This is a genomic window from Trichococcus pasteurii (assembly GCF_900112935.1).
GTDB lineage: Bacteria > Bacillota > Bacilli > Lactobacillales > Aerococcaceae > Trichococcus > Trichococcus pasteurii.
The window spans coordinates 23,507-48,393 of the sequence record NZ_FONM01000001.1 but is presented as its reverse complement, the minus strand read 5'-3'; the positions used below and the strand labels follow the sequence as shown (position 1 = coordinate 48,393).

24 protein-coding genes are annotated in these 24,887 nt (G+C 49.8%); 4 read left to right on the top strand and 20 right to left on the bottom strand.

Annotated features, from left to right (window positions below; all coding sequences use genetic code 11):
- Positions 1-10: 10 nt before the first annotated feature.
- From BM184_RS00245 to BM184_RS00190, 12 genes are all read right to left on the bottom strand, one after another.
- Entirely contained in the window at positions 11-895 is an 885-nt protein-coding gene (locus BM184_RS00245; protein ID WP_086942040.1) for a VOC family protein, read from the bottom strand.
- Between the two features lie 172 nt (positions 896-1,067).
- The gene (locus BM184_RS00240) at positions 1,068-1,628 is read right to left on the bottom strand and encodes an NUDIX hydrolase (RefSeq protein WP_086942039.1); all 561 of its coding nucleotides are present in this window, start codon (positions 1,626-1,628) and stop codon (positions 1,068-1,070) included.
- 30 nt (positions 1,629-1,658) lie between these two features.
- The gene (locus BM184_RS00235; protein WP_086942038.1) at positions 1,659-2,123 is read right to left on the bottom strand and encodes a hypothetical protein; all 465 of its coding nucleotides are present in this window, start codon (positions 2,121-2,123) and stop codon (positions 1,659-1,661) included.
- A gap of 50 nt (positions 2,124-2,173) precedes the next feature.
- Positions 2,174-3,037, bottom strand: coding sequence for a tRNA 2-thiocytidine biosynthesis TtcA family protein (locus BM184_RS00230; RefSeq protein WP_086942037.1), 864 nt, complete (start codon positions 3,035-3,037; stop codon positions 2,174-2,176).
- Positions 3,038-3,197: 160 nt separating this feature from the next.
- Positions 3,198-4,010 carry an aminotransferase class IV gene (locus BM184_RS00225; protein ID WP_177208483.1) on the bottom strand — a complete coding sequence of 271 codons (813 nt, stop codon included), beginning with the start codon at positions 4,008-4,010 and terminating at the stop codon, positions 3,198-3,200.
- A 2-nt stretch (positions 4,011-4,012) separates the two neighbouring features.
- The gene (gene pabB, locus BM184_RS00220) at positions 4,013-5,386 is read right to left on the bottom strand and encodes an aminodeoxychorismate synthase component I (protein WP_177208482.1); all 1,374 of its coding nucleotides are present in this window, start codon (positions 5,384-5,386) and stop codon (positions 4,013-4,015) included.
- On the bottom strand, positions 5,367-5,978 hold the full coding sequence (locus BM184_RS00215) for an anthranilate synthase component II (RefSeq protein WP_086942035.1): 612 nt from the start codon (positions 5,976-5,978) through the stop codon (positions 5,367-5,369). Before BM184_RS00215 ends, pabB begins: the two co-directional genes overlap by 20 nt.
- A 236-nt stretch (positions 5,979-6,214) precedes the next feature.
- Complete coding sequence (locus BM184_RS00210) at positions 6,215-6,916, bottom strand: molybdopterin-dependent oxidoreductase (protein ID WP_086942034.1); 702 nt, start codon at positions 6,914-6,916, stop codon at positions 6,215-6,217.
- 30 nt (positions 6,917-6,946) lie between these two features.
- Positions 6,947-7,618 (bottom strand): DUF3159 domain-containing protein, encoded by a 672-nt coding sequence (locus tag BM184_RS00205; RefSeq protein ID WP_086942033.1) that lies wholly within the window; start codon positions 7,616-7,618, stop codon positions 6,947-6,949.
- Between the two features lie 4 nt (positions 7,619-7,622).
- Positions 7,623-7,958, bottom strand: coding sequence for a hypothetical protein (locus tag BM184_RS00200; RefSeq protein ID WP_086942032.1), 336 nt, complete (start codon positions 7,956-7,958; stop codon positions 7,623-7,625).
- A 204-nt stretch (positions 7,959-8,162) separates the two neighbouring features.
- Positions 8,163-9,431: a uracil permease gene (gene uraA / locus BM184_RS00195; RefSeq protein WP_086942031.1), complete on the bottom strand. Its 1,269-nt coding sequence runs from the start codon at positions 9,429-9,431 to the stop codon at positions 8,163-8,165.
- Positions 9,432-9,716: 285 nt separating this feature from the next.
- Positions 9,717-11,135, bottom strand: coding sequence for an aspartate ammonia-lyase (locus tag BM184_RS00190; protein ID WP_086942030.1), 1,419 nt, complete (start codon positions 11,133-11,135; stop codon positions 9,717-9,719).
- Between the two features lie 252 nt (positions 11,136-11,387).
- On the opposite strand from BM184_RS00190, the gene BM184_RS00185 reads away from it, so the two are divergent.
- The gene (locus BM184_RS00185) at positions 11,388-11,828 is read left to right on the top strand and encodes an Lrp/AsnC family transcriptional regulator (RefSeq protein ID WP_086626717.1); all 441 of its coding nucleotides are present in this window, start codon (positions 11,388-11,390) and stop codon (positions 11,826-11,828) included.
- 75 nt (positions 11,829-11,903) lie between these two features.
- On the opposite strand, the gene BM184_RS00180 is transcribed toward BM184_RS00185, so the two are convergent.
- The 7 genes from BM184_RS00180 to BM184_RS00150 all read right to left on the bottom strand — a co-directional run bounded on the left by BM184_RS00180 (position 11,904) and on the right by BM184_RS00150 (position 19,274).
- A complete protein-coding gene (locus BM184_RS00180; RefSeq protein WP_086942029.1) occupies positions 11,904-13,412 on the bottom strand; it encodes a DUF1846 domain-containing protein in 1,509 nt (502 codons plus the stop codon).
- A 152-nt stretch (positions 13,413-13,564) separates the two neighbouring features.
- Entirely contained in the window at positions 13,565-14,326 is a 762-nt protein-coding gene (locus BM184_RS00175; protein ID WP_086942028.1) for a YibE/F family protein, read from the bottom strand.
- Entirely contained in the window at positions 14,323-15,444 is a 1,122-nt protein-coding gene (locus BM184_RS00170; protein WP_086942027.1) for a YibE/F family protein, read from the bottom strand. Before BM184_RS00170 ends, BM184_RS00175 begins: the two co-directional genes overlap by 4 nt.
- A 39-nt stretch (positions 15,445-15,483) precedes the next feature.
- A complete protein-coding gene (locus BM184_RS00165; protein WP_086942026.1) occupies positions 15,484-16,020 on the bottom strand; it encodes a GNAT family N-acetyltransferase in 537 nt (178 codons plus the stop codon).
- Positions 16,021-16,128: 108 nt separating this feature from the next.
- Entirely contained in the window at positions 16,129-16,629 is a 501-nt protein-coding gene (locus BM184_RS00160) for a GNAT family N-acetyltransferase (protein ID WP_177208481.1), read from the bottom strand.
- A gap of 106 nt (positions 16,630-16,735) precedes the next feature.
- Positions 16,736-17,236, bottom strand: a complete 501-nt coding sequence (locus BM184_RS00155) for a hypothetical protein (protein WP_068561933.1) — start codon at positions 17,234-17,236, stop codon at positions 16,736-16,738.
- A gap of 148 nt (positions 17,237-17,384) precedes the next feature.
- Entirely contained in the window at positions 17,385-19,274 is a 1,890-nt protein-coding gene (locus tag BM184_RS00150) for an HlyD family efflux transporter periplasmic adaptor subunit (protein ID WP_177208480.1), read from the bottom strand.
- Positions 19,275-19,523: 249 nt separating this feature from the next.
- On the opposite strand from BM184_RS00150, the gene BM184_RS00145 reads away from it, so the two are divergent.
- The 3 genes from BM184_RS00145 (at position 19,524) to BM184_RS00135 (ending at position 23,800) form a co-directional block, all read left to right on the top strand.
- Complete coding sequence (locus BM184_RS00145; protein ID WP_086942023.1) at positions 19,524-20,222, top strand: ABC transporter ATP-binding protein; 699 nt, start codon at positions 19,524-19,526, stop codon at positions 20,220-20,222.
- A gap of 15 nt (positions 20,223-20,237) precedes the next feature.
- Positions 20,238-22,586 carry an ABC transporter permease gene (locus BM184_RS00140; RefSeq protein ID WP_086942022.1) on the top strand — a complete coding sequence of 783 codons (2,349 nt, stop codon included), beginning with the start codon at positions 20,238-20,240 and terminating at the stop codon, positions 22,584-22,586.
- Positions 22,587-22,687: 101 nt separating this feature from the next.
- Complete coding sequence (locus BM184_RS00135) at positions 22,688-23,800, top strand: YncE family protein (RefSeq protein WP_086942021.1); 1,113 nt, start codon at positions 22,688-22,690, stop codon at positions 23,798-23,800.
- A gap of 109 nt (positions 23,801-23,909) precedes the next feature.
- Here the strand turns inward: BM184_RS00135 and BM184_RS00130 are convergent, their stop codons facing one another.
- Positions 23,910-24,842, bottom strand: coding sequence for a LysR family transcriptional regulator (locus tag BM184_RS00130; protein ID WP_086942020.1), 933 nt, complete (start codon positions 24,840-24,842; stop codon positions 23,910-23,912).
- Positions 24,843-24,887 lie beyond the last annotated feature (45 nt).

Here is a 24,887-nt window from a genome sequence, read left to right as displayed (position 1 = left end):
ACGCAAGTGACTATCCTTCATAAACTCTTCTCAGCTCTGCAAGGTCCAATTTTTTCATTTTCAGAGTCACCTCTGTGACGCGTGCCAATTTTTCAGGATCCGCTGTCTGCATCATCTCGTTCATGTCCGTTGGGACGATCTGCCAAGATACCCCGTATTTATCCTTCAGCCATCCGCAATTTTCCGCTTCCGGGACAAAAGTGAGGGCTTCCCAATAGTAATCGATTTCTTCCTGATTTTCGCAATTGACGATGAAAGAGAAGGCTTCATTGAATTCAAAATCATGCGCCTGAGCGCTATCCATGGCTGCGAACGATTGGTCTTCCAACTTGAACGATGCGAACCTTACCGTCCCGGGCGCATCCGGCTCCTCCCCCACTCCGTAGTAATCCATTCCGTCGATTTCGGTATCTGAAAATACTGCCTCATAGAAAAGGATTGCTTCCTCTGCTTTGCCGCACTGTTTGTTGGTGAACATCAGTGTCGGAGTCAATTTCTGCTCTATCTCCCGTTCGCCGACATGCATGACCTGCCAGGACAGTCCATAGCGGTCTTCCGTCCAACCGTACCTTTTGCTGAAGGGATAAGCGTCCAACGGCATGAGCACCGTGCCGCCATCCGAAAGCTGTTCCCAGAGGAAATCGACTTCCTTCATCGATGCGCAATCGATTCGGATGGAAATGGACGGATTGAGGCGAAAATACGGACCTGCCGAGATCGCCATGAAATCCTGACCGGCCAACGTCATCGAGACAATATCGGCGTCTCCATATGGTGGCGGATTTTGGATTTGGCTGATGCTTGTGATTTTGGAATTATCGAACAGCGAGGTATAGAATTCGGCTGCTTCTGTAGCCTGCGTATCAAACCAAAAATGCGGAACAATTTTATTCATATATAAAATCCCCTTTGATTTTTTTCATGCCGACCCCGACAGTGCAAATGAACAAAAAAACAGCGGCTGCATCGGCCCGCCGAAGTCTTTCTTCGGCGCAGTCGGTGCTCTCCACTGCCATTATGCCACTTTTCGTTGCCGATGGAAAATGAGAACCATCGGAGCTGAGCGGCTATTGCATTCTGTTCAATTTATCGTTCAGCTTGGCGTAAATGCCCTTCATGTAAGGCTCGTTGCACTTACTGAGCGCCTCTTCCAACCCCATCCAGGCAACCCCGCTGTTTTCGTCCGGTTTGACGCTCGTCTCTTGCCTTTCGTCCGCTTCCAGCAGGTAGGTCAGGTTCAGATGCACATGTGTCCCTACCTGTTTGCCGTTTTTGACGTGCCCGTCCACACTCAATATTTCGAGCGAAAAAAGTTCCTGCGATACAGGTTGCACCTGCTCGATACCTGTCTCTTCCTTCGTTTCCCGGATGGCTGTCGCCAGAAAGTCGGTTTCACCATCCATATGGCCCCCGATCCAGGACCAGGAACGGTAGATGTTATGGTAGACCATCAGCACCTTGGTCCGGTCGCGATTGACGACCCAACTTGAAGCGGTGAAATGGGCGAACTCATTCTCGCGCTTGAACAGATCATCGAACTGATCCAGATAGCGAAGCATCAGCTCACGATCCTTTACTTCCTGCTCATTAAAGGGAGAATAGTCCGCAAGTATTTGTCTGATTCCCATGCCAGCCTTCCTTTCGCATGCTTTTGCTGCTTAATTGGTTCGCGAGAAGCCTTCATCATTCAGATAACCGACAGCCGCATCACGGGTCTTGAAGATCCCTTCGATTTGACCGTTCTTCAAAGCAACCGACCACATCGGATTATCGTAGATCAGTAACAAAACATCTCCGGACGGATCCACCCATTTTTCCGAGTAGCCTTCCACATAGCCGTCTGCGGTTTTCTTCAGGAAGGAAATCGCCTTTTCCAACAGGAAACGGATCGTTCCTTCGTCGCTTTCCAATACGGAAATATAGCCTTTCTCAGTCTCTTCTTTCGGCAGGTAGCCTGCATAAATGAAGGCATTGCCGTTTGGATGCAGGAAGCGGACAACAATCTTGTGGTCCACCGCGCTCGCATTGAAATGATAATTGATCCGGTTCATCGAAACTGGTACAGCCGTCAGTTCTTCATAATCATCAAATATCGCTTTTTTTTCTTCGAATGACAAGGTCATTTCTTTCAACTCCCTAATAATGTTCTCCGATTTTTTTGCGGAGGTTCGACTCATTCTACCATATCCGGCTGCGGCCTTTCAGCCCCATCCGCGTATTTTTCCAGAAAATGATGCCTTCCGTCCCGATCGCGGCAAGAAATGATTTTTTCGAGATTCACGCTCTGCACACTCTGGAAAATGTTCGCATCAATGAGCGGACTCCTTTCGCGCAGCTGCCCGATCAATGCCTTCACCTCTTTGCGCTTAAAACCTCCCAAATCGCTCGGTTGATTTTCGTACATTTCCGTGAAACGGCAGGCGCACTGCAGAAAAGTCAGTTGATGGTAGTCTTTCCAAGCGATGATATCCGTTTCCTTCACGTGATAAAGCGGCCGGATCAGTTCCATGCCTGCGAAGTTCCGGCTTTGAAGTTTCGGCATCATCGTCTCGATGGTCCCGCCATAGAACATATTCATCAGGATCGTCTCGATGACGTCATCAAAATGATGGCCCAAAGCGATCTTGTTGCAGCCGAGCTCCTGGGCTTTTTGGTACAGGCTGCCCCTGCGCATGCGCGCGCAAAGATAACAAGGTGACGACTCGACACTCTCCACGACATCAAATATGGAGGACTCGAAAACGGTAAGCGGGATGTCCATCAATGCGGCATTGGCCAAAATCTGTTGCTGATTCTGTTCGCTGTATCCCGGATTCATCGCCAAAAAGACCAGTTCGAAACGTAGCGGGCCATGCCGTTGCAGTTCCTGCATCAGTTTGGCCAGTAGCATCGAATCCTTCCCGCCGGAGATGCAGACGGCTATCCTGTCGCCGTCCTTAATCAGTTCATATTCCTGGATCGCTTTGATGAAGGGCCGCCATAGCGGCTTCCGGTATTTTTTGATGAGGCTTCTTTCGATTTGATCGCATTTTTCCATTTGATTAGGTTTTCCTTTCTTGCGGGCTGTCCAGTTGATTTTTTATTCTTTTGCTCCGGGGAACGGAGGCTTCGCCGGAGTTCAACCTATATTTCGCAAGCGTCCTCCGATAAAGCTGGCTTCAACGGAGTTGCGGCTAGGAATCAACGGTGTGCTCCGATTAGCGCCCGTTTCCCCGGAGTTGGGGCACCACTTGGTATGCCCCGAGATCCAAATGCCGCTCCTCAAGAAGACTCACCGGCATGATGTCCATCAGGGCATTGGTGACGAATACTTCATCCGCACTCAAAAGTGTCTCCAGGCCGTACGCCCCTTCCTGGACCGGAATCTGAAATTCAGCGCATTTCTTGATTACCCTCGCTCTAGCCGTCCCTTCCAGTATGCCGCAGTGCAGCGATGGGGTGTATACGATTCCGTCCTTCACCCAAAAAACATTCGAAACGCACCCCTCGGAAACATGATCATGCGTGTTCAAAAAGATTGCTTCGTCAAAGCCTTTCTGAACGGCAGCTTCCTTTTCCAGAATGTTCTCCGCATAGTTCATGCTTTTGATACCGACGAGTTTGGAGAATTCGTTCCTTCTCGCATCAGCCAAGCATACTTTCAAGCCTGTGGCATATTCCTCTTTGTAGGTTTTCGTTCCTGTCAGGATCAGGATATCCGCTTCCTGCTGCGGCTGTTTTTTCGGGGTCGATTTGCTGCAGACGGCCTTTACGAATCCTTCGGAGACACCATTCAGCTCCAGCAATTTTTCGATGATCTGCTGGAGTTCGTGTTCCTGATAAGGGCAAGTCATCCCCAGAACGGACAGCGCCTGGACCATACGCGCGAAATGCTGGTCCAGAAACAGCGCTTGTTTACCGGAGACACGGATCGTCTCAAAAACCCCGTATCCGTACATGAATCCCGGGGACAGCGGACTGATCAGCGCTGAATCTTCCTCAAGATAGACATCATTCAAAAATATTTGCATCCTCATTCCCCTTCCGGTAATTCCGCTTGCAGCGCTTCGATAAGTGCCTTTGCCTTCACAAGCGTCTCCTCATATTCCATTTCCGCATCCGAATCCCAGACAATTCCGCCACCGACCTGAAAATAAGCCATGTCGCCTTTCTGCAGGATCGTCCGGATGACGATATTCAGATCGGCATCGCCGTTGAAGCCGACATAGCCGATCGATCCGGTATAGACGTTGCGTTGGGTCGGTTCGATTTCATCAATAATTTCCATCGCCCGGATTTTCGGTGCGCCTGTTATCGATCCGCCCGGAAAGGCGGCTTTGATGCAATCGAGCGCATGGATGCCTTCTTCCAGCTCCCCTTCGACTGTCGAAACAAGCTGGAAAACCGTGCTGTAGTCTTCGATATGGTACATTTCCGTGACCTTGACGCTGCCTGTCTTGCAGACCCGGCCCAAATCATTGCGCATCAGATCGACGATCATCAACAATTCAGCCCGGTCCTTCTCGCTTTCCAGCAACTCCTGGCGATTGGCGCCGTCCTCTTGTTCGGTGGTGCCCCTTGGCCGGGTGCCTTTGATTGGCCGCGTCTGCACCTTGCCGTTGCGGATCTGCAGGAACCGTTCCGGCGAACTGCTCAACAGCTGGCCCATACCGAAGTCGATGAATGCGGCAAAGGGAGCGGGGTTGATGTTGCGCAAGCGCGTGTACAGCTCGTAGGGCGTTGCTTCCGTCCGGCACTGGAAGCGTTGGGTCATGTTGACCTGATAGATGTCGCCGGAACGGATGTACTCTTTGATGCGTGCGATTGCCGCCAAATAGTAATCCTTTGTCATGTTCGCGGTGAGCTTCGGTCTGGCTTCACTTGCCAATTCAAAGTCCGCGACCGGAAACTGCCCCCCTTCCGCGGCCAGAATGACCTTTTCCACCTCGGCCACCCACTTTTCAGGATCGCCGAAGAACCCCGGTGAAGCAAGATGTACCTTCCCCAAAAGATGGTCCACCACGATTGCCCCGTCGTAGATGCCGAAGAAGCTGTCCGGAATCTGGACATCATCGTGCGCTTCCTTCGGCAAGCGTTCCACCTGATGGCGCAGCTCATAGCCGAAGTAACCGACAGCTCCGCCGATGAAAGGGAGCTCCCCTGTATAGTCTACTTGATAATCTTCCAGCAACGATTTCAGTTCTTCGAACGGATCTACGCCCGCTTTGGCTGTCAGTGTCAGTTCGGGATCGAATCCGATGAAGGAATAGCGCCCCAATTTTTCCGGATCCATCCCGCTGTCCAGGAAAAAACAATGCTTGCGGTCGCGGAACAAAGAGAACAGTTCGAAGCTCGAAAGCCCGGTGACGATTTCCTTGATCACGATATCAGCCGCTTTCTTTTTCATCCAAAATCGCTCCTTCCCGCTTTCTTTTGGCGCGCTCATAAAAGTTGCGCAACATATACAAGCCATGCTCCGTCAGGATCGCCTCAGGATGAAACTGGACCCCCTCGATCAACTCTTCGCGATGAAGAAAGCCCATGATTTCGCCATCCTCTGTCCAAGCGGTGACCTCCAACGAGTCCGGAAGGCTTCCCTTTTCCACGATCAAGGAATGGTATCTTGTGACATTCAGCGGACTTTTCAAGCCTTTAAAGACGCCTTTCCCTGTGTGTTGGATGGCATGCACCTTCCCATGGACAGGCTCTTTCGCCTTCACGATTTCCGCGCCGAACAGCCCCGCGATCGTCTGGTGCCCTAAGCAAATCCCCAAAATCGGGATATTTCCTGCGAAATGTTTGACGACAGACAGACTGATACCCGCTTCATCAGGAGTTTTCGGACCCGGGGAAATCAGGATCATCAGCGGATCCAATGCCGCTATCTCTTCGATTGTTATCTTATCGTTCCGTTTCACCACAACATCATCATCCAATTGCTTCAGATATTGGACAAGATTGTAGGTAAAGGAATCATAATTATCTAATACAAGTATCATACGTATCCTCATCAATATTATTATTTTTATAATCTAACATCTATCATTTTCCATGTACCTGGCGGACCTTCTAAAATGATAGGTCCATCATACCAAATGCTGGGACTTCAGCCTATAGTTTTGGGAAAACTGACTACTGACAAAAAAATGGCCAGGACAACAGCCCGGCCATTCTGTCTGTACCGAAAGCAGAGCACTGTGCAGATACAGCCTGGCCCTCACTTCAGCCGCTCTCCTTATGGTTGGACATCCGCCTCATTGTCAAAACCCCGCTGTTCCCAATAGCCTTCATAGTCGGCGTCGTCAGACAGCTCAATGCGGGTGATCCATTTGATCCATTTGTATCCCAGCTTATCCTCCGCTACAAACTGGAACGGAAAGCCTCTTTCCGGCGGCAGGACAACCCCGTTCATCTTATAGGCGATCATCAGCTGCCTGTCCATGATCGTCCGCAGCGGCAGGGAGGTGCTGTAGCCATCCTCTGAATAGAAAATGACCGTATCGGAGGTTGCCTGAACGTCCGCTGCTTCGAACAGGTCCGCAAGCAGAATCCCTTCCCAAAGGATGTCGACGCTCCATCCTTCCACGCAATGCAGCGTCACAACCTTTGTGTATTTCTGATTATCCAGCACTTCGTCGTAGGACAAGGAAACCGGCTGCTCGACCAAGCCGTCAATCGTCAGCATGTAAGTATCTATGTCTATATATTGAGGACCTTTGATAGAATTTTCCCGAAAATCGGTCAAAGAAGACAAATCTTGTCCGTCGTATTCGGTCACTTCGATTTTGGTCAGTTCTTCCAGATCAATCTCACTGGTGTCGTCATCATTGGATGTTCCGCAACCAAAAAGCAACAGACTCAGCAACAGAAACAGGTAGTTTTTGGGAATGCGACTGGCATAGCGGCCCTTTACTGCGAATTTCCCCACTTTTTCCATCAAAAAGCCTTCTTTCCTAAACCCATCAGACTAAAAACCACGTGTCTGCCCTTCCCACGGTTGCGGTTTCCCTTCCCGATGCTCCCCCACGCTTGGCCCTTTCAGGTTGCGGAGGCGCCAAATGCCGTAGAGATAACTGATGATCAGGCCTGCAATCGTTACTGGAAGCCCTAAGAGTGTATTGGTCCAAGCCAACTCGACAACGTCGCCGCGCCTGAAAAGAATGACCTGCAAGGCCAAGCGCATCAGAAAAAATAAAAACCAAAGAACCGTCACTTCCTGATAGGCCGGCTTCACATCCTTGCGCCAATACCACTCCAAATCCCATCCGCGCGTCAAATGGCTCGTCAAAGCGGCCATCGGTTTCCCCAGGATGAGGCTCACCAGCGCCGCCAACACAAGAATGGCACTGGTGACTATTTTGGGGAGGTAATAATTGGCGGCATTATTCGAGAAATACGCGATTCCGGAGGCGACCAAAACCCCCAGCAAACCACCCGCTGCATAACGCAACGGTTGTTTCCGTGCTACTCTGATGATCCCCAACAGCACAGCCAAAGCAATCGCCATAATGATTGCGACCATCAACTGATATCTGCCGTTGACGACGGCAAACAGCAAAGGCGGCAATAAAGCATCGAAAGTCTTCCCCGAAATGACCAACTTCAATTCTTCCGATATTTCCTTGATTCTGGCTTTCAAATCATCATCCCCTATCTGCAAATCTGTATGCTACATACTCGATGATGACTCCGTAACCGATGCCCGCCGCAAAACCGACGGGATCTTCGAACCCTGTTGAACTGTAGAAAGCAAAGGAAACCAGCAAGCCTAGGATGGCTCCCCTTCCCAATGCTAGTTTCAATTCGTGCGTTTCCTTTGCAAAGCCGATGACGATACCCATCAGCAGCCGGTTGTACCAGAAGGCGAACAGATACAGTGCCTCCTTCTCAAATCCGGAACGCAACTGGGCACCCGCGATGCAGATCACTCCCAGAAGAGCTCCCGCAACGATTGAAATTTTCATTCTGTTCGTCAGCATATGCTCAACTCCCCTCATCTGTCAGCATAAAAATCAACCTGCTCATTTGCCTCAATTATACTACTGCTGCTCAAAAAAGCGAAAATGACGGCCCCAGCCCAGAAAATCCCGGATTGGAGCCGTCATAAATTTTAATAAGCTGATACAGTCGGAAAGATTGGATCCTCTAAAAGTCTGTCTATTCTATCAGGAGACAGACTGTTCTCAGTCTGTTTCGTTCATCAAGCCTGCTTTTTCGAACAGATAGAACGATAAGCTCAAAATGATGCCGACCACACTCGCAAGCACCATTCCGCTCAATTCGATGCCTGCAAATTGAACTGTCAAGCCGCTCAATCCAGTCACGAAAACGATGGATGTCAGGATCAGGTTTTTGGACTTGCTGTAGTCCACTTTTTCTTCAACCAATAAGCGCAAGCCGCTCGTGCCGATCATGCCGTAAAGCAGGAACGTAACACCACCGATTACATCACCAGGAATTGTGGAAATCAGTGCCGCCAACGGTCCGAAGAAGGACATGACCATGGAGAAAATTGCAGCGCCGGCGATGACGCGCACGCTGTATACACGTGTGATCGCCATTACCCCGATGTTCTCGCCATAAGTCGTTGTCGGAACCCCACCGATCAAACCGGATAAAGCAGATGCAAAGTAATCAGCAAACAACGAACGATGCAAGCCCGGATCTTTGATCAAATCGCGGCCGACGACGTTGGAAGTGACTACTTGGTGGCCAATGTGTTCAGAAGTAAGAACAAGCAGAACCGGAAGCATCGTCAAGATGGCATTCATATCAAATTTTGCCAATTGGAAATGAGGCATCGTAAACAAGGCTGCTTCCATTACCGGAGTGAAGTCGACCATCCCGAAAGCAATCGCAGAGATATAGCCAACGACGATAGCGATCAGAATAGGGATAGTGGACAAGAAACCTTTGAACAGCACGGAACCCAGAACAGCCGTGCCTAAAGTGATGAAGAAGACAGCGAAGTTCTGTGCTGTCGCCGTTTCGGTCATCAAGTTCGCACCGATCGATCCACCTTGAATCGTAAGATGAGCCAGCTCCAGACCGATCAAGGCAACGACAGCCCCCATCGCTGCAGGCGGTAGGACAACATCGATCCACTTTGTGCCGATACGATGGATGACAAAGGCCATAATACAGCCAATGATACCTAATACAACGAAACCGCCCTGAGCATACTCAAAACCTTGGTTAGCGATGATGATGCTTGTCGGTCCGATGAATGCAAAACTTGAACCAAGATAGGCCGGCGATTTCCCTTTTGTGATCCAAATGAATAATAGCGTGGCGACCCCGTTCATCAATAGTACGATGCTCGGATCAATACCGAAAATGATAGGCACAAGCACAGAAGCACCGAACATTGCGAAAGTATGTTGCAAACTAAGCGGAATCAGCAAGTTTGCAGGTACCTTTTCGTCAACCTGAATAATTTTCTTTGAAGACATCTCCAAATTCCTCCTATGGGCGCAAAAAAAAGCCCTTGAATTATGATATTCGCAAAAGGACCTAAGGTATCAAATATTCGATTTGTTACCCTTTTTAATCTCTCAGGATTAGTTTAAAGGACTTTGCTTCGCTTATTTTAGCAATAATAGTGATGGAATACAATTATAAAATGATTAGATAATCCTGCTTTTGGCCCATAAACCATGCTTGTTGAAGATACAAACAGGACCGCCAGAAAGCCTTGAATCAACCTGTCAGGCTTTCTGTTGGTCCCTACAATTCAATCAGACGGCCTTGCCTGCCAACAAGCTTGACTCCGCAGGGATGCCGGCCATCCGTTTCAGATCGAGGATGCTGTCCGTTTCCTCAATCGAGAGCAGTCCTTTTTCAAGTACCAATTCCCTGACGGTTTTGCCTGTCTTCAGTGATTCTTTGGCGATTGCGCTGGCCTTTTGGTAGCCGATTGTCGGGCAAAGCGCAGTCGCAATGCCGGCGCTCTCTTCCACCTGTTTGTAGCAGGCCATCTCATTGGCTTGGATGCCTTGAATGCAGTTGAGGGTCAGCGTAGCAACCGAATGCGCCAAGCAATCGATCGATTCAAACAACGAATGGAAAATGATCGGCTCGAAGGCATTCAGCTCCAACTGTCCGGATTCGGCAGCCATCGTGATGGTCAGATCGTTTCCGATTAGGCGAAAAGCGACTTGCGAGACGACCTCGGGTATCACCGGATTCACTTTTCCCGGCATGATCGAGGAACCATTTTGCTTGGCAGGCAAATTGATTTCACCGATGCCAGCTCTTGGGCCGCTCGACAACAAGCGCAAATCATTGCTCATCTTCGACAAGTTCACCGCTGCTGTCTTGATTGCCGCCGACACCCTGACGAAACCATCCACGTTCTGGGTCGCATCGAAAAGATCCTCCGCCTGCATGAATTCAATCCCCACTTCTTCACTCACGAAGGCGGTTATGTTTTCCAAGTATTCCGGCGTCGCATTGATTGCATTGCCGATTGCGGTCCCGCCAAGATTGATGCTCTTCATCTCTTCTGCAGCACTCATGAGGTGGCGGATATCTCTTTTGACGAAGGATTGATAAGCCTGGAACGTTCTCCCCAACGTAGTCGGGACCGCATCCTGCATTTGTGTCCGCCCCATTTTGATAACCCCGGCGAATTCTTCAGCCTTATCAGCCAACGCCCGCTCAAGTTTTTCCAGTTCGGCAACCAACTCCGGAAGCAATTGAAGGACGGTCATTTTCCCAGCTGTCGGAAAGACATCGTTGGTGGACTGGCAGAGATTCACATCGTCATTCGGATGAACGATGCGGTAGTCGCCCTTTCTCCCGCCCAAAATTTCGATGGCGCGATTGGCGATGACTTCGTTGGCGTTCATGTTGGCCGATGTTCCGGCACCGCCTTGGATGGCATCCACAATGAACGCTTCATGAAAATGTCCTGCCACTATTTCGTCGCAGGCTTGGACAATCGCATCCTTTTTCCCGACTGTCAGGTTCCCCGACTGAGCATTTACGACAGCTGCGGCTTTCTTGATCCGCGCCAGATTGCTGATCAATTCCGGATGCAATTTCGTGCCCGTGATGGAGAAATTTTCCTTTGCACGCGACGATTGCACACCATAATACGCTTCTGTGGGTACTGCTAACGTTCCGATCGAGTCTGCTTCAATTCTCATGTTCATCTCTGTTTGCCCCCTGAAATTTTTCTGTAATTCATAGTGCAAACAATACCACCCCTGCAAACCGAATGAAACAGCTCAAAGGAAGTTGCGAACAAAACCTGCATATTCGGTATTTCCGCAGAAGAATCCCACGCTATTTCCGATGTAACTTTATTTTCTTAAGTCATGTCAGCATTCGTTTGCTTCCCTTGGTAGGTCTGATATAGAATCTTAAGAATAAAAAGCAAACAACAACAAGGGAAGGAGCCTCTAATGGATAAAATCGATAAGCAAATTTTGAACATTCTGCAGACAAATGCGCGGGCTTCCCTGAAGGAAATCGGCGAGGCCACCTTTTTGTCTTCGCCGGCAATTTCCGCAAGGATCGCCCAGCTGGAAAGGAACGGCGTCATCACAGATTACGGCGCACATGTGAACCTGCAGACGCTGGGCTACAATATCAAGGCTTTCATCAATCTGGAGGTCGACCCCAAGCAAAAGCCGGTTTTTTATCCTTTCGTGGACAGCATCCCGAATGTGCTGGAATGCAACTGCGTGACCGGTGAATTCTCGATGCTCCTGAAAGTCGCCTTTCCGACGACGAATGAACTGGATACTTTCATCGGAGAGCTGCAGCAGTTCGGCAAGACCTACACGCAGGTCGTCTTCTCCACCTCGGTCGGTCCCAGGGGCATCCATTTTGAAGACCAATGACAATAACGATCAGCATCAGTCCTAAAAAAAAGCTATCCTTTCCCGAGACAGACCAGGAGAGGATAGCTGCACATACTATACGTAGTAAAGGTTTTCGGATGGGTAAACTGGATCGCAAGTGATATCGAGGCCAAGATTCCGAAGGATCTGATCATCGTCTTTGTTCAGGATGACAGTCGAATGGGCCTGCACATCCTTCAGCTCGGAAAGTTTATCGTAGGCCAACTGGGCTGTCGGGTTGGTTACCGCTGAAATGGACAGAGCAATCAGAATCTCATTCGCAGTCAAGGTTGGGATGCGCTTGTGCAAACCATCGCTCTTCAGCTTCTTGATCGGCTCCAGAATGACCGGGGACAGCAACAGGATGTCGTCGGAAATGTTCGCCAAGGCTTTGATTGCGTTCAAGATGGCGGAAGAACAGGCGTCCATCAGATCGGAAGTTCTGCCGGTGATGATCCGTCCATCGTTCAGCTCGAAAGCGATGACCGCAGGAATCTCGTTGTCGACCGCGCGTTTCATCAAACGCTTCGCATATTCGCGGGCAGGCTTCACGGGAGCCCGGTCTTCTTGCTTCAATTCGACCTCTTCCATGATCAGGCGCATATGGTTACGCGTCTCTTCATCGCTCAGGCCTTTCTTGTAGTCGCATTCCGTGTCGAAACTGCGGCGGATGATCTCCTGCTTCGACGCTTCCCGGATTGCTTCATCGTCGGTGATGCCGAAGCCGACGCGATTCACGCCCATGTCAGTTGGTGACTGATAGACGGATTCCTTGCCGGTGATGCGCTCGATGATGCGTTTGATGACCGGGAAAGTCTCCAAATCACGGTTATAGTTGACCGCCACTTCGTTGTAGGTCTCAAAATGATAGTTGTCCATCATGTTGACGTCCTTCAGATCGACAGTTGCGGCTTCATAGGCGATGTTCAGCGGGTGCTTCAACGGAACATTCCAAACCGGGAAAGTCTCGAACTTGGAATAGCCGGCCGCGCGCCCTTGACGGCGTTCGTGGTACAGCTGATTCAGGCAGGTAGCCAACTTACCGCTGCCTGGACCTGGAGCAGTCACGACGACAATCGGCTTGGTCGTCGGAATGTAGGTGTTCTGGCCGAAGCCTTCTTCGCTGACGATCGTTTCGATATTGGAAGGATAGCCTTCGATGGCGCCATGGGTATAGACTTTGATGTCGCGTTTTTCGAGTTTGTTGATGAAGACTTTGGTGGCCGGCTGTCCGTTGTAGCGCGTGATGACGACGCTGTTGACGGCCAGTCCGTATTCCCTCAGCTCATCGATCAGGCGGAAAACGTCCATATCATAGGTGATTCCGTAGTCGCCGCGGATTTTGTTGCGTTCGATATCGCCAGCGTAGACGCAGATCAGGATCTCCGCTTGGTCCTTCAATTTTTGCAGCAATTTGATTTTGGCGTCTTCATCGAATCCAGGTAATACGCGTTTCGCATGCTTGTCGCCGATCAGTTTCCCTCCAAATTCAAGATACAATTTATCGTAATTGTTGACCCGTTCGAGGATGTATTTCGATTGTTCTTCAATGTATTTCTGTGGATCAAAGCCGATTTTTTTCATCTGTTTTCCTCCAATGTCTGAATGGTGTATCTGTATACTTACCGTTATGCGTCTTTTTCCGGATGCGGAAATGTGTTACCTGCCTCATCCAAAAAGCTTTGTTTTCAACTCTAACTATTATAGAGCAATTTCCTTGATTGGCAATAAGCATTTTAAGCCCGCGACGATTCGTTGAACAGCATGCGTGCCGTAACCCAAGCGGTGAGAGGGATGATTCCGGTCACTCCGATACCGATGACAAACATGGAGAGCACTTCCGAGACAAGCACTTTTGCGTTCAGCGCCTCCCCAAACGAATAGGACAGGTCCCTGAACCAGAGGAAAAGCGCGAGATAACCGCCGATGAAGGAAAAATACAGCGTGTTCGTCGTCGTTCCGATGATGTCCTTGCCGATCGTCATCCCTGACCGGAACAAATCCTTTTCGCTCAACCGCGGATTGCGGTGATGGACTTCATGCAATGAGGATGAAATGGAGATGGCGGTATCCGTGATGGCCGCTATCGTTCCTGTTATCATCGTGCAAATACCGATTTGGACGAAATCCACATTCACAAAAAAGGAAAGCGTCGTGTACTCTTCGACTTCCTCGGGACCGAAGCCCTGGATCATCGCAAACCGATGCACAAAAATGATCAGCAACAGCAAGAAGAACGTTGTGACGATTGTGGCAATAAAAGCCGCCTTGGTTTTGACGTTCACGCCGTTTATGTAAAACAAATTGATGTAGCTGACCACCGAACACGCCAACAGTGTCACAAAAAGAGCAGGAAAGCCATTGATCAACAGCAGCACCAATAGATAGAGGACCGCAAAATTGAAAAACAACGACAGGAATGAAGAAATACCACGTCTGCCTCCCACCACCCCCATCAGCAGCAAAAGCATCAGCGCCAATACCAGCTGCACGCTCATCGGCGATCACCTGCTTTCTTGGGAATCAGACGGACTGCTGTGAACATTGCCAACGGAACCGTCAAAACGATACCCAGACTGCCCGCCAAAGCCCGGGTGATTTCCAAAGATAATTGCATCGAAAAAGTGTGGAACACATCGGAGCCGTTCTCCAAATAAAAAACGAGCGTCGGAATCGCTCCGCTGACATAGGCAAAAAGCAACACATTCGCCATCGTCCCCATGATGTCCTTGCCGATTTCGCGTCCGGACTGGAATAAGGCTCTGGCGGATATCGCGGGGTCCTTTTCGTACAGTTCCTGGATGGCTGCGACCATCGTGATGGCGACATCCATCACCGCACCTAAGGAGCCTATTAAAATGCTCGACAGGAAGATGCGCCGCGGATAATGCGTCACAAACTGCATTTCCTCATAACGCAGGCCCTGCCCGTTCGTCAAGGCAATGACTGCGTAGGCTATCATCAAGGTCATGAATGTTCCGATCAAAGTGGAAAGGATCGCTGCGTAAGTCTTTCTGTTTCTACCGCTGACCAAGAGGAGCGTCAGGACGGTCCACCCGATCACTGCCCCACTGCTGATCCATAATAGTTGGGCATTATCCGCAATCTCATAGCTGTCCAGAGCGATGCTGAACAGCAAAATATTCCCCGCTATGCTGATTAGGGAAAGCAGGCCTTTTTTGCCCGCGGTTGCCACAAGCACGAAAAGAAATAAGGACCCAAAAAGGACAACATATTTATCCCGCTTTACTCCGACGATTTTGCCTGCCATGACACCCGTACCGCTCTCGCTCAGTGAAAGGAAGACTTCATCACCTGAACGATACATTTGACTGTATGCAAGTGAATCGGAATAGCTGTTTTCCAGCACAACCAATTCCCCTTCCGACTCCCCGCTCATCAGTAGACCCGTCAGTTTTTGATTGTATACGGGATAGCTTTCCCGGTTGGCACCGATCGTTTCGTCGTTTCCAACGGCTTCCGCTGCAGTGATTTTGGCGATCGGTTCTTCGTACCACGCGTAGTTATGGAAACTGAACAGCGTCAGCATCCCCAACAACGCCGCGAATAAAATCAATAATATCGCTTTTTTCCTGACTGACAACCATTCATTCATCCACAGTGTTCCTCCCTTCAATAGATTTCCGCATGGGTTTTAACCTAAATCGGGAAGGAGAATTTTCTCCATCCGGATGTCGTCGCGCCATTCGCCTTGTGAGTAGGTGAAATGGGGAATCACGCCTATTTGTGCGAATCCGGATTTTTCATACAAGCTGATTGCACCAGCGTTGTGGGAAAAGACCCCCAGTTCGATCCGCTGATAGCCGAGTTTCCGGCATTCTTCTTCGTAAAGGGCCATGACCGTTTTGCCGATGCCCTTGCTGCGCCACTCCGGTTCGCCTATGAAGATGCCCAGCCAAGCTGTTTTTCCGTCATTCTTCAACAGGGCAGGAAAGTCCCTGATGATCGACGCGATACCGACTGGCTTGTCATCCACGCAGATGAAATAATTGCGTTTGTCCGGATTGGACAGACTCTCGCGGACATCGCCTTCCGTCACTAAAGGCAGCTCGCTTTCTTCATCATAGTGAGGGGTGATGAACGGCGAAATGGCCGGGTCATTTTCCCAACGGAGCACTGTCTGGATCAATTCCTCGCTCAATGGTAAATTTTTCAGTTGCAGGTTCATCATTTCTTCGCTCCTTTGGTCTTATCAATCAGCTGCTTGGTTCCATGCGAAAAGGATTGCACCCGAAACGAGCGGTGCAATCCTTTTCGAAAATCTGCAAAGCTATTTTTTTTACAGCACCTTTTCGTAACCCCAACGCATGTCGCCGATGCTTGTCAGGATGTGGCCGCAGTAGGTATACCCGGCTTTCTGAAGGGCTCGTTGCATGCTTTTGTTGTCGGGATGCGTATCGATGCGCATGCTGGTATATCCTTTTTTACGCGATTCATCAGCAGCCCATTCCACGATTTCCCCAAGGACACCCTGACCCCGGAATGTTCCTTTGATCGTGATGCGATGGATGACCGTGTAAGGATTATCCGTCAGCCATTGGCCTTCGGTGATGACTTTATAGGTAGGATCCTCGCCGTAAAAAAATGCAAAAGTTGCCGCTGGAATGCCATCCCGCAAGTAGATATAGCTGTACCCTCCGGCCATATCCTGAAGAATGACCGCTTCGTTCGGGTACCCTTTTTGCCATTGATCGATGCCGGATGCCTTCAGTGTGACTTTCGCCTCATTGATGATTTCCATGATTGCGGGCAGATCCGCTGGCATTGCTTTTCTGATCATTGCTCCACCGCCTTCCATTTTTTTCATTTAAATATGATTATACCGGAAATCTTGTTGTTTTCAGTATTTTTTTGCTGTCTTTCTTCATTTTGGGTGATTCCGGCCCTTATAGGTTGAACATCTTTCGGTACTGCTGGATATAGGATTGCTTTTGTTTTTTCAGCATGTAGAGCGCATTTTTGATCTGATCCGGCTCATCCGCCATGTCCAGGTCTTCTTTTTGCTTTTCGATGCCTTCTACTACGGGCTCACAGTAGGCAGCTTCTTTGATTTCATCCAAAATGGCGATGATTTCCTTGCGCATCCTTTCGACACGGGGGCCTTCACCGGCTTTTATTTCATCCAAGCTCTCTACGAGTTCCCGGAATGGAAGGTTCCTTCTGACTTTTCCATCCTTGATGCGGATATATTCTTTTTTGAATTCCGTCACGCCGGGCACAGCTCCATTCAGTTGGTACCACCCATCGTACAGGATCCATCCACCTTCAGGTTCGGCCGGGATGAAGTCCCTTTTTAAAATGTATACTTCGTCCGCGCCGGTAATTTCCGCCACCCAACATTTGCTTTCGCTGTCTGCCGGGCTGAGCTGCAAACCTAACTTCGACATGAGAAAATCCTCTTTCTGATTATTATTGATGGTTCATCCTCAGGCCGATTGCGCTTTGCCTGATTACGTTCTTCCATTATACGCTATCTCCATTGTTCTGGATAGGCATTCACTTCCTGAAGGCCCGATGGTCAATCCGGGACAGCCATCAATCGGCGTCCCCGCTGTCCCTGACCTTCACGCCGGCTACAGGCTCTTTGTCCGGATCAGCGACGTAGCGCTCCCCTTCCACCAGACCATCCAATATTTCGATGTCATATTCGGTCTCCAGCCCTGTTTCGATGTACCTTTTTTCGACTCGGTTGCTGCTGTCCACCACGTATACATACGCTTTTCCCGATTCCGCTTCGATTTGGACAGCCTCATAGTTCACGCGCAAGGCATCCAGCCTTTCGATCGTGATGATTTCCGCGTCGGCTTCATAACCTACCTTGATATTTTCGTCAGGATCGGTGATTGTGACTTTTACCGCGACTTTCGCATCCTGATCTGCGGACGTCGCCGATTTCTCCGCCGACTGGCCGATTTCCGAGACGATCCCTTTATATTCCCCGATGAGCCCTTTCACCTTGACGTTCGCCTTCTGGCCTACCCGCATATTGACGCTGTCATACTGGCTGACAGCCAAGCTGATCACATATTCAGTCGCCCCGTCGACGATGATGGCATCACCGATCTGAGGATATTCGTTCGCCACGACATCCATCTTCGTAACCACGCCGTCTACATTGGCTTTCAGATCGCACTCCTCGATTTTTTTGTTCAAGTAGACGATATCCGTTTTCAGGAGCGCAATCTGGTCGGCCTGATTGGAGATCCTTTCTTCCGTTGTTGCGCTGGAAAAGCTTGCCGTGGTCTGCAGGTTCGAAAGAGCGATTCCCGCACTCCGAACGGCTTTTTCACCGTCGCTGATAGCCTTAACTGCCGCCTCATATTTTACGGCAGCGCCGCTTCTGGCATTCGAAAGGGTAATTTCCGCATTGCGGACAGCGGCTTCGCTGTCGCTGACGGCCTTTTCGGCTGCCGCATATTCAAGGGCTCCAGCGCTTTCGGCGTTCGAAAGCGCGATTTCCGCGTTGCGCACGGCCGTTTCACTGTCCGATACCGCCTTTTCGGCTGCCGCATATTCAGCATCGGCTGCGTTTTTGGCATTCGAAAGCGTGATTTCCGCGCTGTGGACAGCTGTTTCGGCATCGATCACCGCCAATTTCGCCGCATCATAGCCGGCTTTATAGCTCATTTCAGCACTGTCCAAAGCGAGTTCCGCATTCCATACCGCCGTTTCGGCTATGTTAACAGCCTGCTGCGCCAACTGATAATCCACGGCATACAGGATTGGATCGGCATCATACAAAGCTTTGACGATGTCCAGATTCAGCTTCGCACTCGCATAGGCAGCTTTTGCTGTTTCAAGCGAACATTCGGCTTCATACATGGCATTTTCAAGATCATCCAAATTCTTTTTGGCGATCCAATAATGCGCCTTCGCATTTTCCAAAGTCAGTTCGGCTTGTCCGACCGCATTGGCGTTGGCTATTTCAACGTTATTCAGTTTGTCAGCTAAAGCGGCAGCATTCGATTGGGCGCTCTCCAAGGCTATTTGAGCTTGGCTCACCGCATTTTGCGAGGATGACTTATCCATTTCTGCACTGCTCCCGGAAAGATAAGCAAGCGTCGCCTCTGCATTGGCAAGATTGATGGTCTGTTTGTCCAACTGGGTGCGGTATTCGGTCGAATCGATCCTCGCCAATACTTCGCCTTTCTTGACTGCTTGCCCTTCCACCGCCAGCACTTCGACAATCTTGGCTGTGGGAGAAGGATAAAGGCTACTCCTGCTGCTCGCCTCGATGTCGCCGGTTATCGGCACATACTTCGCCAACTGCCCTTTCCAGGCAGTTTGCAGCGAAACCTCCTGGACCTGGGCATTCTGATACCACCAGTATGCAGTTCCTCCGCCCGCCAGCACAGTCAGCAGCAGGACCGCCGTGACAATGATCGATTTTTTTGATTTGAATATGATAGCTTTCAGCTTTCCCATAAAGAAGACCCCCTCGAGCAATTTCCGGATAATCCAGTTGATTCCATCGTTTCGGTATCTCAATTTCACCATATCGACCGATGTATCTGTGAACATATTGTCAACGCATACAATTCCGTTTTGGTATTTTCTTTTTTGGGAATACACCGCCTCTCAGCAAAAAATCTGCTATCCTCAATTTTTTGACAAAAAATCCCGACACAAATATACTTGAACTGATTGAAGCAAACTCAAAAGAGGGTGGATACGATGATAACGATGACCAATGTGACGAAAACTTACAAGACCGGTGATGTGGAAACATATGCCCTCAAGGACGTCAATCTCACCATCGAAGAAGGGGAGTTCGTCGTCATCCTCGGTCCCAGCGGCAGCGGCAAGAGTACCCTGCTGAACGTCATCAGCGGCTTGGACACCGTCACTTCTGGGGAAATCATCTTCAGGGGAGAGACATTGACGAACCTGGACGAAGACGAAATGACCGCCTTCAGAAGGAAACATCTGGGTTTCATCTTCCAGCAATACAACCTGCTGCAGAACCTGAACGTCTACGAGAATATCCAGATTGGCTCGGATATCGGCACTGCTCCACTCGATATAGCTGACTTGCTCGAAAAGGTCGGTCTGGAAAAAGCCCGCGACAAATATCCAAGTCAACTCTCCGGCGGGGAGCAGCAACGGGTTTCGATCGTCAGAAGCTTAGCGAAGAATCCCGACATCATCTTCTGCGACGAACCCACCGGCTCGCTTGATGAGGAAAATTCAAAAAAGATTCTTCAGCTGCTGCAGAACCTCAACGAAGACTACAATAAAACCGTCATCGTCATCACCCATAACCTGGGCATCGCTGAAATGGCGGACAAGGTCATCAAGATGAACTCCGGTCAAATCAAGGAAGTCACCCTCAACAAAGTCAAAAAGAATGCCCAGGATATCTCTTGGGGATAGGACGAGGTGCGGATCATGCTGCTGAAAAATGTCATCAAAACCTTGCAAAAAAAATGGATGCAGCTGGTTGCCATCGGCTTCATCATCATCCTGAGCTCCGCCACCTACACCATGATGTTCTACGGATTGAGCGGCATCGAAGAACCGACGGAAGCGTACCTGGAGGATTACAACCAGGAGGATTTTGCCGTTGAGATGCTGAACCGGGTCACGCTTGAGGAGGCGGCCTACCCCATCGCGGCGTCCCTGTTGGCCAGAGGCTTTTACTCGCTCAGCGACATCAAAAAAGTCGAACCTGCCACTTTCTACAAGCTCATGGACAACCGGATCGCCGAGTTTGAAGCGAGCTACCGCGATGTCAGCCTCGAATTGAGGGAATACAAAAACACGTCCTACACTTATCAAGGGCAGTCGCATAAAGCGCTCCTCGTGAAAGATGGCGAAAGAATCAATCTTTCCTATATGGAGGAAGGCCGCAAACCTTCCGCTGACAACGAAGTCGCGGTCACAAAGGTCTATGCCGACAAGAACGGCCTCACCATCGGGGGCTCCCTTATCATCAAAAACAAAAGCTACCGCGTGACGGGCTTTGTGCTTTTCCCCGATTACACCCTTCCCATGTTCGATGAAACCTTCAACTTGGATACCGGCCTGCAGACCTTGCTGCTCATGTCTGATGAAGAATACGAGAACTTCGACGACAAGGAGAGTTTCCGTTTAGCCGGCATGACCCTGACCGAGGACAGCATAGACACCGCCTACGACAAAGACGAGCTGCCTTTCGTCAGCCAGATTGCGGACACGCAGACATCCATGAGGAGCGGAGCCATCTATGACGAACTGACCCAAGGAAAAGTCATGGCTTTGGGGCTCAGCATCTTCATCGCGGCCATCGCTGTCATCATCGTATCGATCCTGATCTACAACCTGCTCCATGCCGAAAGAGGCCAGATTGGCATCCTTAAGGCACTCGGCTACCGCCGTTCGGAAATAGCCCGTCCCTATTTCGTCGTGATGATGGTTTTCGCCGCCCTTATGCTGATCCTTGGCTACTTCTTCGGATCGCTCTATTCCGAGCCGTTGAAAAAATTGTACCTGGATTTCTATCTCCTGCCCCAGGTCAAAATCGCCCAGAGCTTCACCGTCTTTGCTACGGCAATCCTGGTGCCGCTCCTGTTCTTTTCCTTGGTTTCCGGGATCATCATCTACCGGATCCTCGGCGAGAATGCCTTGGAGCTGCTGAAGCCGCATGAGGGCAAGTCAATCAACCGGATCGGCAGGTACCTCAGCCGGGTACTTACGAAGGCGAAAGGCAGCACGAAATTCAAATATTTGCACGCCATCAAGAGCACCGGCAGCTTCTTCATTTTTTTCCTGGGCATCATGTTTTCGACAATCCTGATGAGCTTTTCCTTCATGATGGGCGGCATGGTCGATCGGATGACGGTCGACTATCTGAACAAGGTCGACTACGAATATGAGGCCTATCTCGATGTCACGGAAAGATTGCCCGAAACGCGGCCCGGGGACGAAAAATTCCTCATTTATCCTTTCGCCTCGCTGGACGACAACATTGTCTCGCTGCAAGGATTGTCTTCGCGCAACAAACTTTACAGCCTCTATGATGAGGAGGGCAACGACATCACCGTAAACATCCAGAACGGCGCTGTGATAACAAAACGAATCAGCATCAAGCTCGGCATCGCAGAAGGGGACACCATCCGACTGGAAGTGAACGATGACACTTTCACCTTTCTTGTCAAAGGCGTGACCGATGAATACATTTCCGACAAGGTGTACCTGAACATCGAAAAGCTCAGCAATATGTTGTCGGAAAACAGCACTTCACGCCTTTACAGCGGCATCTATGCCAGCCAAAAGCCGTCCGATGTCTACTACAGCACAATCATCAGCAAGTCCGGGCTCATCGAACAATCGAAGGCGATGTCCAACTATACCCAGTTCATCTCGAACGTCATGATCGGCGGATCTGCAGTCATCGCGGCGAGCATCCTGTTTGTGCTCACTTCCTTCACCGTCGAAAAAAATTACTATGTGATTTCATTGCTCAAAGTGATGGGCTACAAACGCCGGGAAGTCAACGCGATGATCCTGAACGGCTATTTCTTTTATGCCCTGATTTCCTATCTGATCAGCATCCCCATCGCATTGGGTATACTGAACCTGATGATGCGGTTCTTCACGGAGGAATACGGCGTCATCCTGCCGCTGCAGTACAGACCGATTTTTATGTTGCAGACATTGGCGATTCTGGTACTTATTTTCTTCGCCGGCACCTCCATAAGCAGGCGGAAAATCGCCAAAATCCCGCTCCAGGAAGTCCTCAAGTCTTATCAGGAATAAGCCTGGCCGGAAGCTTTTCGTTAGTCGCTTATCGACTCCTGTAGTAATATATTAGAAAAGCTGAACGGCTCATTTAAATATTCAACTCGGGAAGTGATACTGTGGAAAAGAAAAAGAGAAATAAAGTCATCAGCCTCGCACTGATCGGCATCATCATGACGGGGGTGGTCACGCTCGCTCTCCTTACAAAAAACGGAAAGATCGAACGGGTGGCTTTTGCTGAAGAAACGAATACGGAAGCCAGCCTCGGTTCAGTGGATGAACTAATGGAGGGACTGTCCGCCTATCCCGAACTGTACCGAGCGGCTTTTGAAGAGGATGGCATCGATCCGGAAGAGAACATTTTCATCATCCCGGGAATGGATGCCACTTTGACGCTCCATCATGAACATGAAGAGGAAGAAATCTGCACAACGATGACGCCGCAAGGTTTGGCCGTCAACAAAGATTACCTGTTCATATCGGCTTATTGCCAAACCAAAGAACACAATTCCGTCATCTATGTGCTGGAAAAGAAGAACGGTTCCTTCATCAAGGAAATCGTCTTGGACGGCATTCCGCATGCAGGCGGCCTCGCCTACGACAACAACCATGAGCTGCTCTGGGTCACCTCGGAAAAAGGCGACATCGCGCAGGTCATCACTCTGTCTTTGAAGGACATTGAAGCCTATGACTTCGCGGATTTCGCTGAACCGATCACCTATACGGACAGCATCGAACTGCCTGACATCAAACGCGCTTCAACAATCACGGTCCACGGCGATGACCTCTACGTGGCGCATTTCGATGACGAAGAAACGAGTGTCATGCACCGCTACCTCATTTCCACAACAGAAGACGAGGACGGGAAGGAAGTCCATGCGCTCGATACAGGAAAAAGCACAGAAGAGGCTTATCCCGACGATGTCGACAAGATCGGCAAAGAGATCCAAGGCCTGGCTTTTTATCACGAAAAGCTGATGCTGTCACGCTCTGCCGGCAGAAAGAAAGACTCGACGCTGCTTTCTTTCGATCGCTTGGAGGAAAACGAAAATTTCACCGACAAGAACGCCAGCACCGAAATCACGATGCCGTCCTATCTCGAACAAATCGCAGTGGATGGGAAGCAACTATACATCCTCTTCGAATCAGGTGCTTACCCTTACCGCGACCATGGCAACCCAAGCATCGACCGGGTACTGCGTGTGGAAATCGACACCTTGTTCTCGGAATGAATTGCCTACCATTATCGGAATTGAAAACAATACGCAAAACAGGGAGCTGTCTACAATTAAGACAGCTCCCTGTTTTGCGTATGCGATTCCCAACTCACTGCCCTAAACCTCAGTCTATATGATCAGTCAACTCGATGCGTTGGTCTCCCTCCAAAAGTTCCCTCACGATTTCCATGTAGCGTTTGGAGATCGCGCTGAGCGGACGCACTTTCGAATAGATGAAGCCGATGGTATTTTTTTGATCGACATCCATGGGCACAACGACAATATGATCCTGCGTGTTTGATTTCAGAAGACCGGAACCGACCAAGTACCCGTTCGTAACGGACAATAGATTCAATACGGTCGCGCGGTCACTTGCGCTGATCCGTTGGACATTCTGATCGACCTGGATCGATTCCTCCATCAGCTGCAGCGTGCTGTTTTTGCTTTGATCGAAGGAAATGACGGGGTACGGGTGGAGTTCCTCTTGCGTTATTCTCTCCTTCTTCGCCAACGGATGGAATTCGCTGAGGAATACATGCGGTTGGAACACGATCAGCGGATCGAACTTCAGGTCGAACGCTTCGAGATATTGCTTGATGACCTTGCCGTTGAAATCATTCAGATAAATGAAGCCGACTTCACTGACGGCATCCCGCACGTCTTCCATCACTTTCGAGGTGCTCGTCTCCAGGAAACGGAAATTCAATGATTCTTCCTTCTTTTCCGAAACCAGTCGGGCAAAGCCTTCCGAAGCAAAATCATAGTGCTGGCTCGAAACGGAAAACAATCGTCTATTTTCGGTCGCAGACAGATAGCGGTAATCCAATTGGTCCGCCTGGGCCACAATCTGATCGGCGAATTCCAAAAGCATAGCCCCTTCTTTGGTTATTTCGATCCCTTTTTTGGAACGCTCGAAGATCTGGATGCCATATTCTTCCTCCAGATCTTTGATGCTTGACGACAGACTGGACTGCGCCATATATAATTGCCTTGCGGCTTCCCGAAAAGTGCCGTATTTCGCCACTGTGATAACATATCGCAATTGTTGCAGATTCATATTTTTGCCACCTCGCTCTATTTTCCGATGGGTTCCCATCATTTC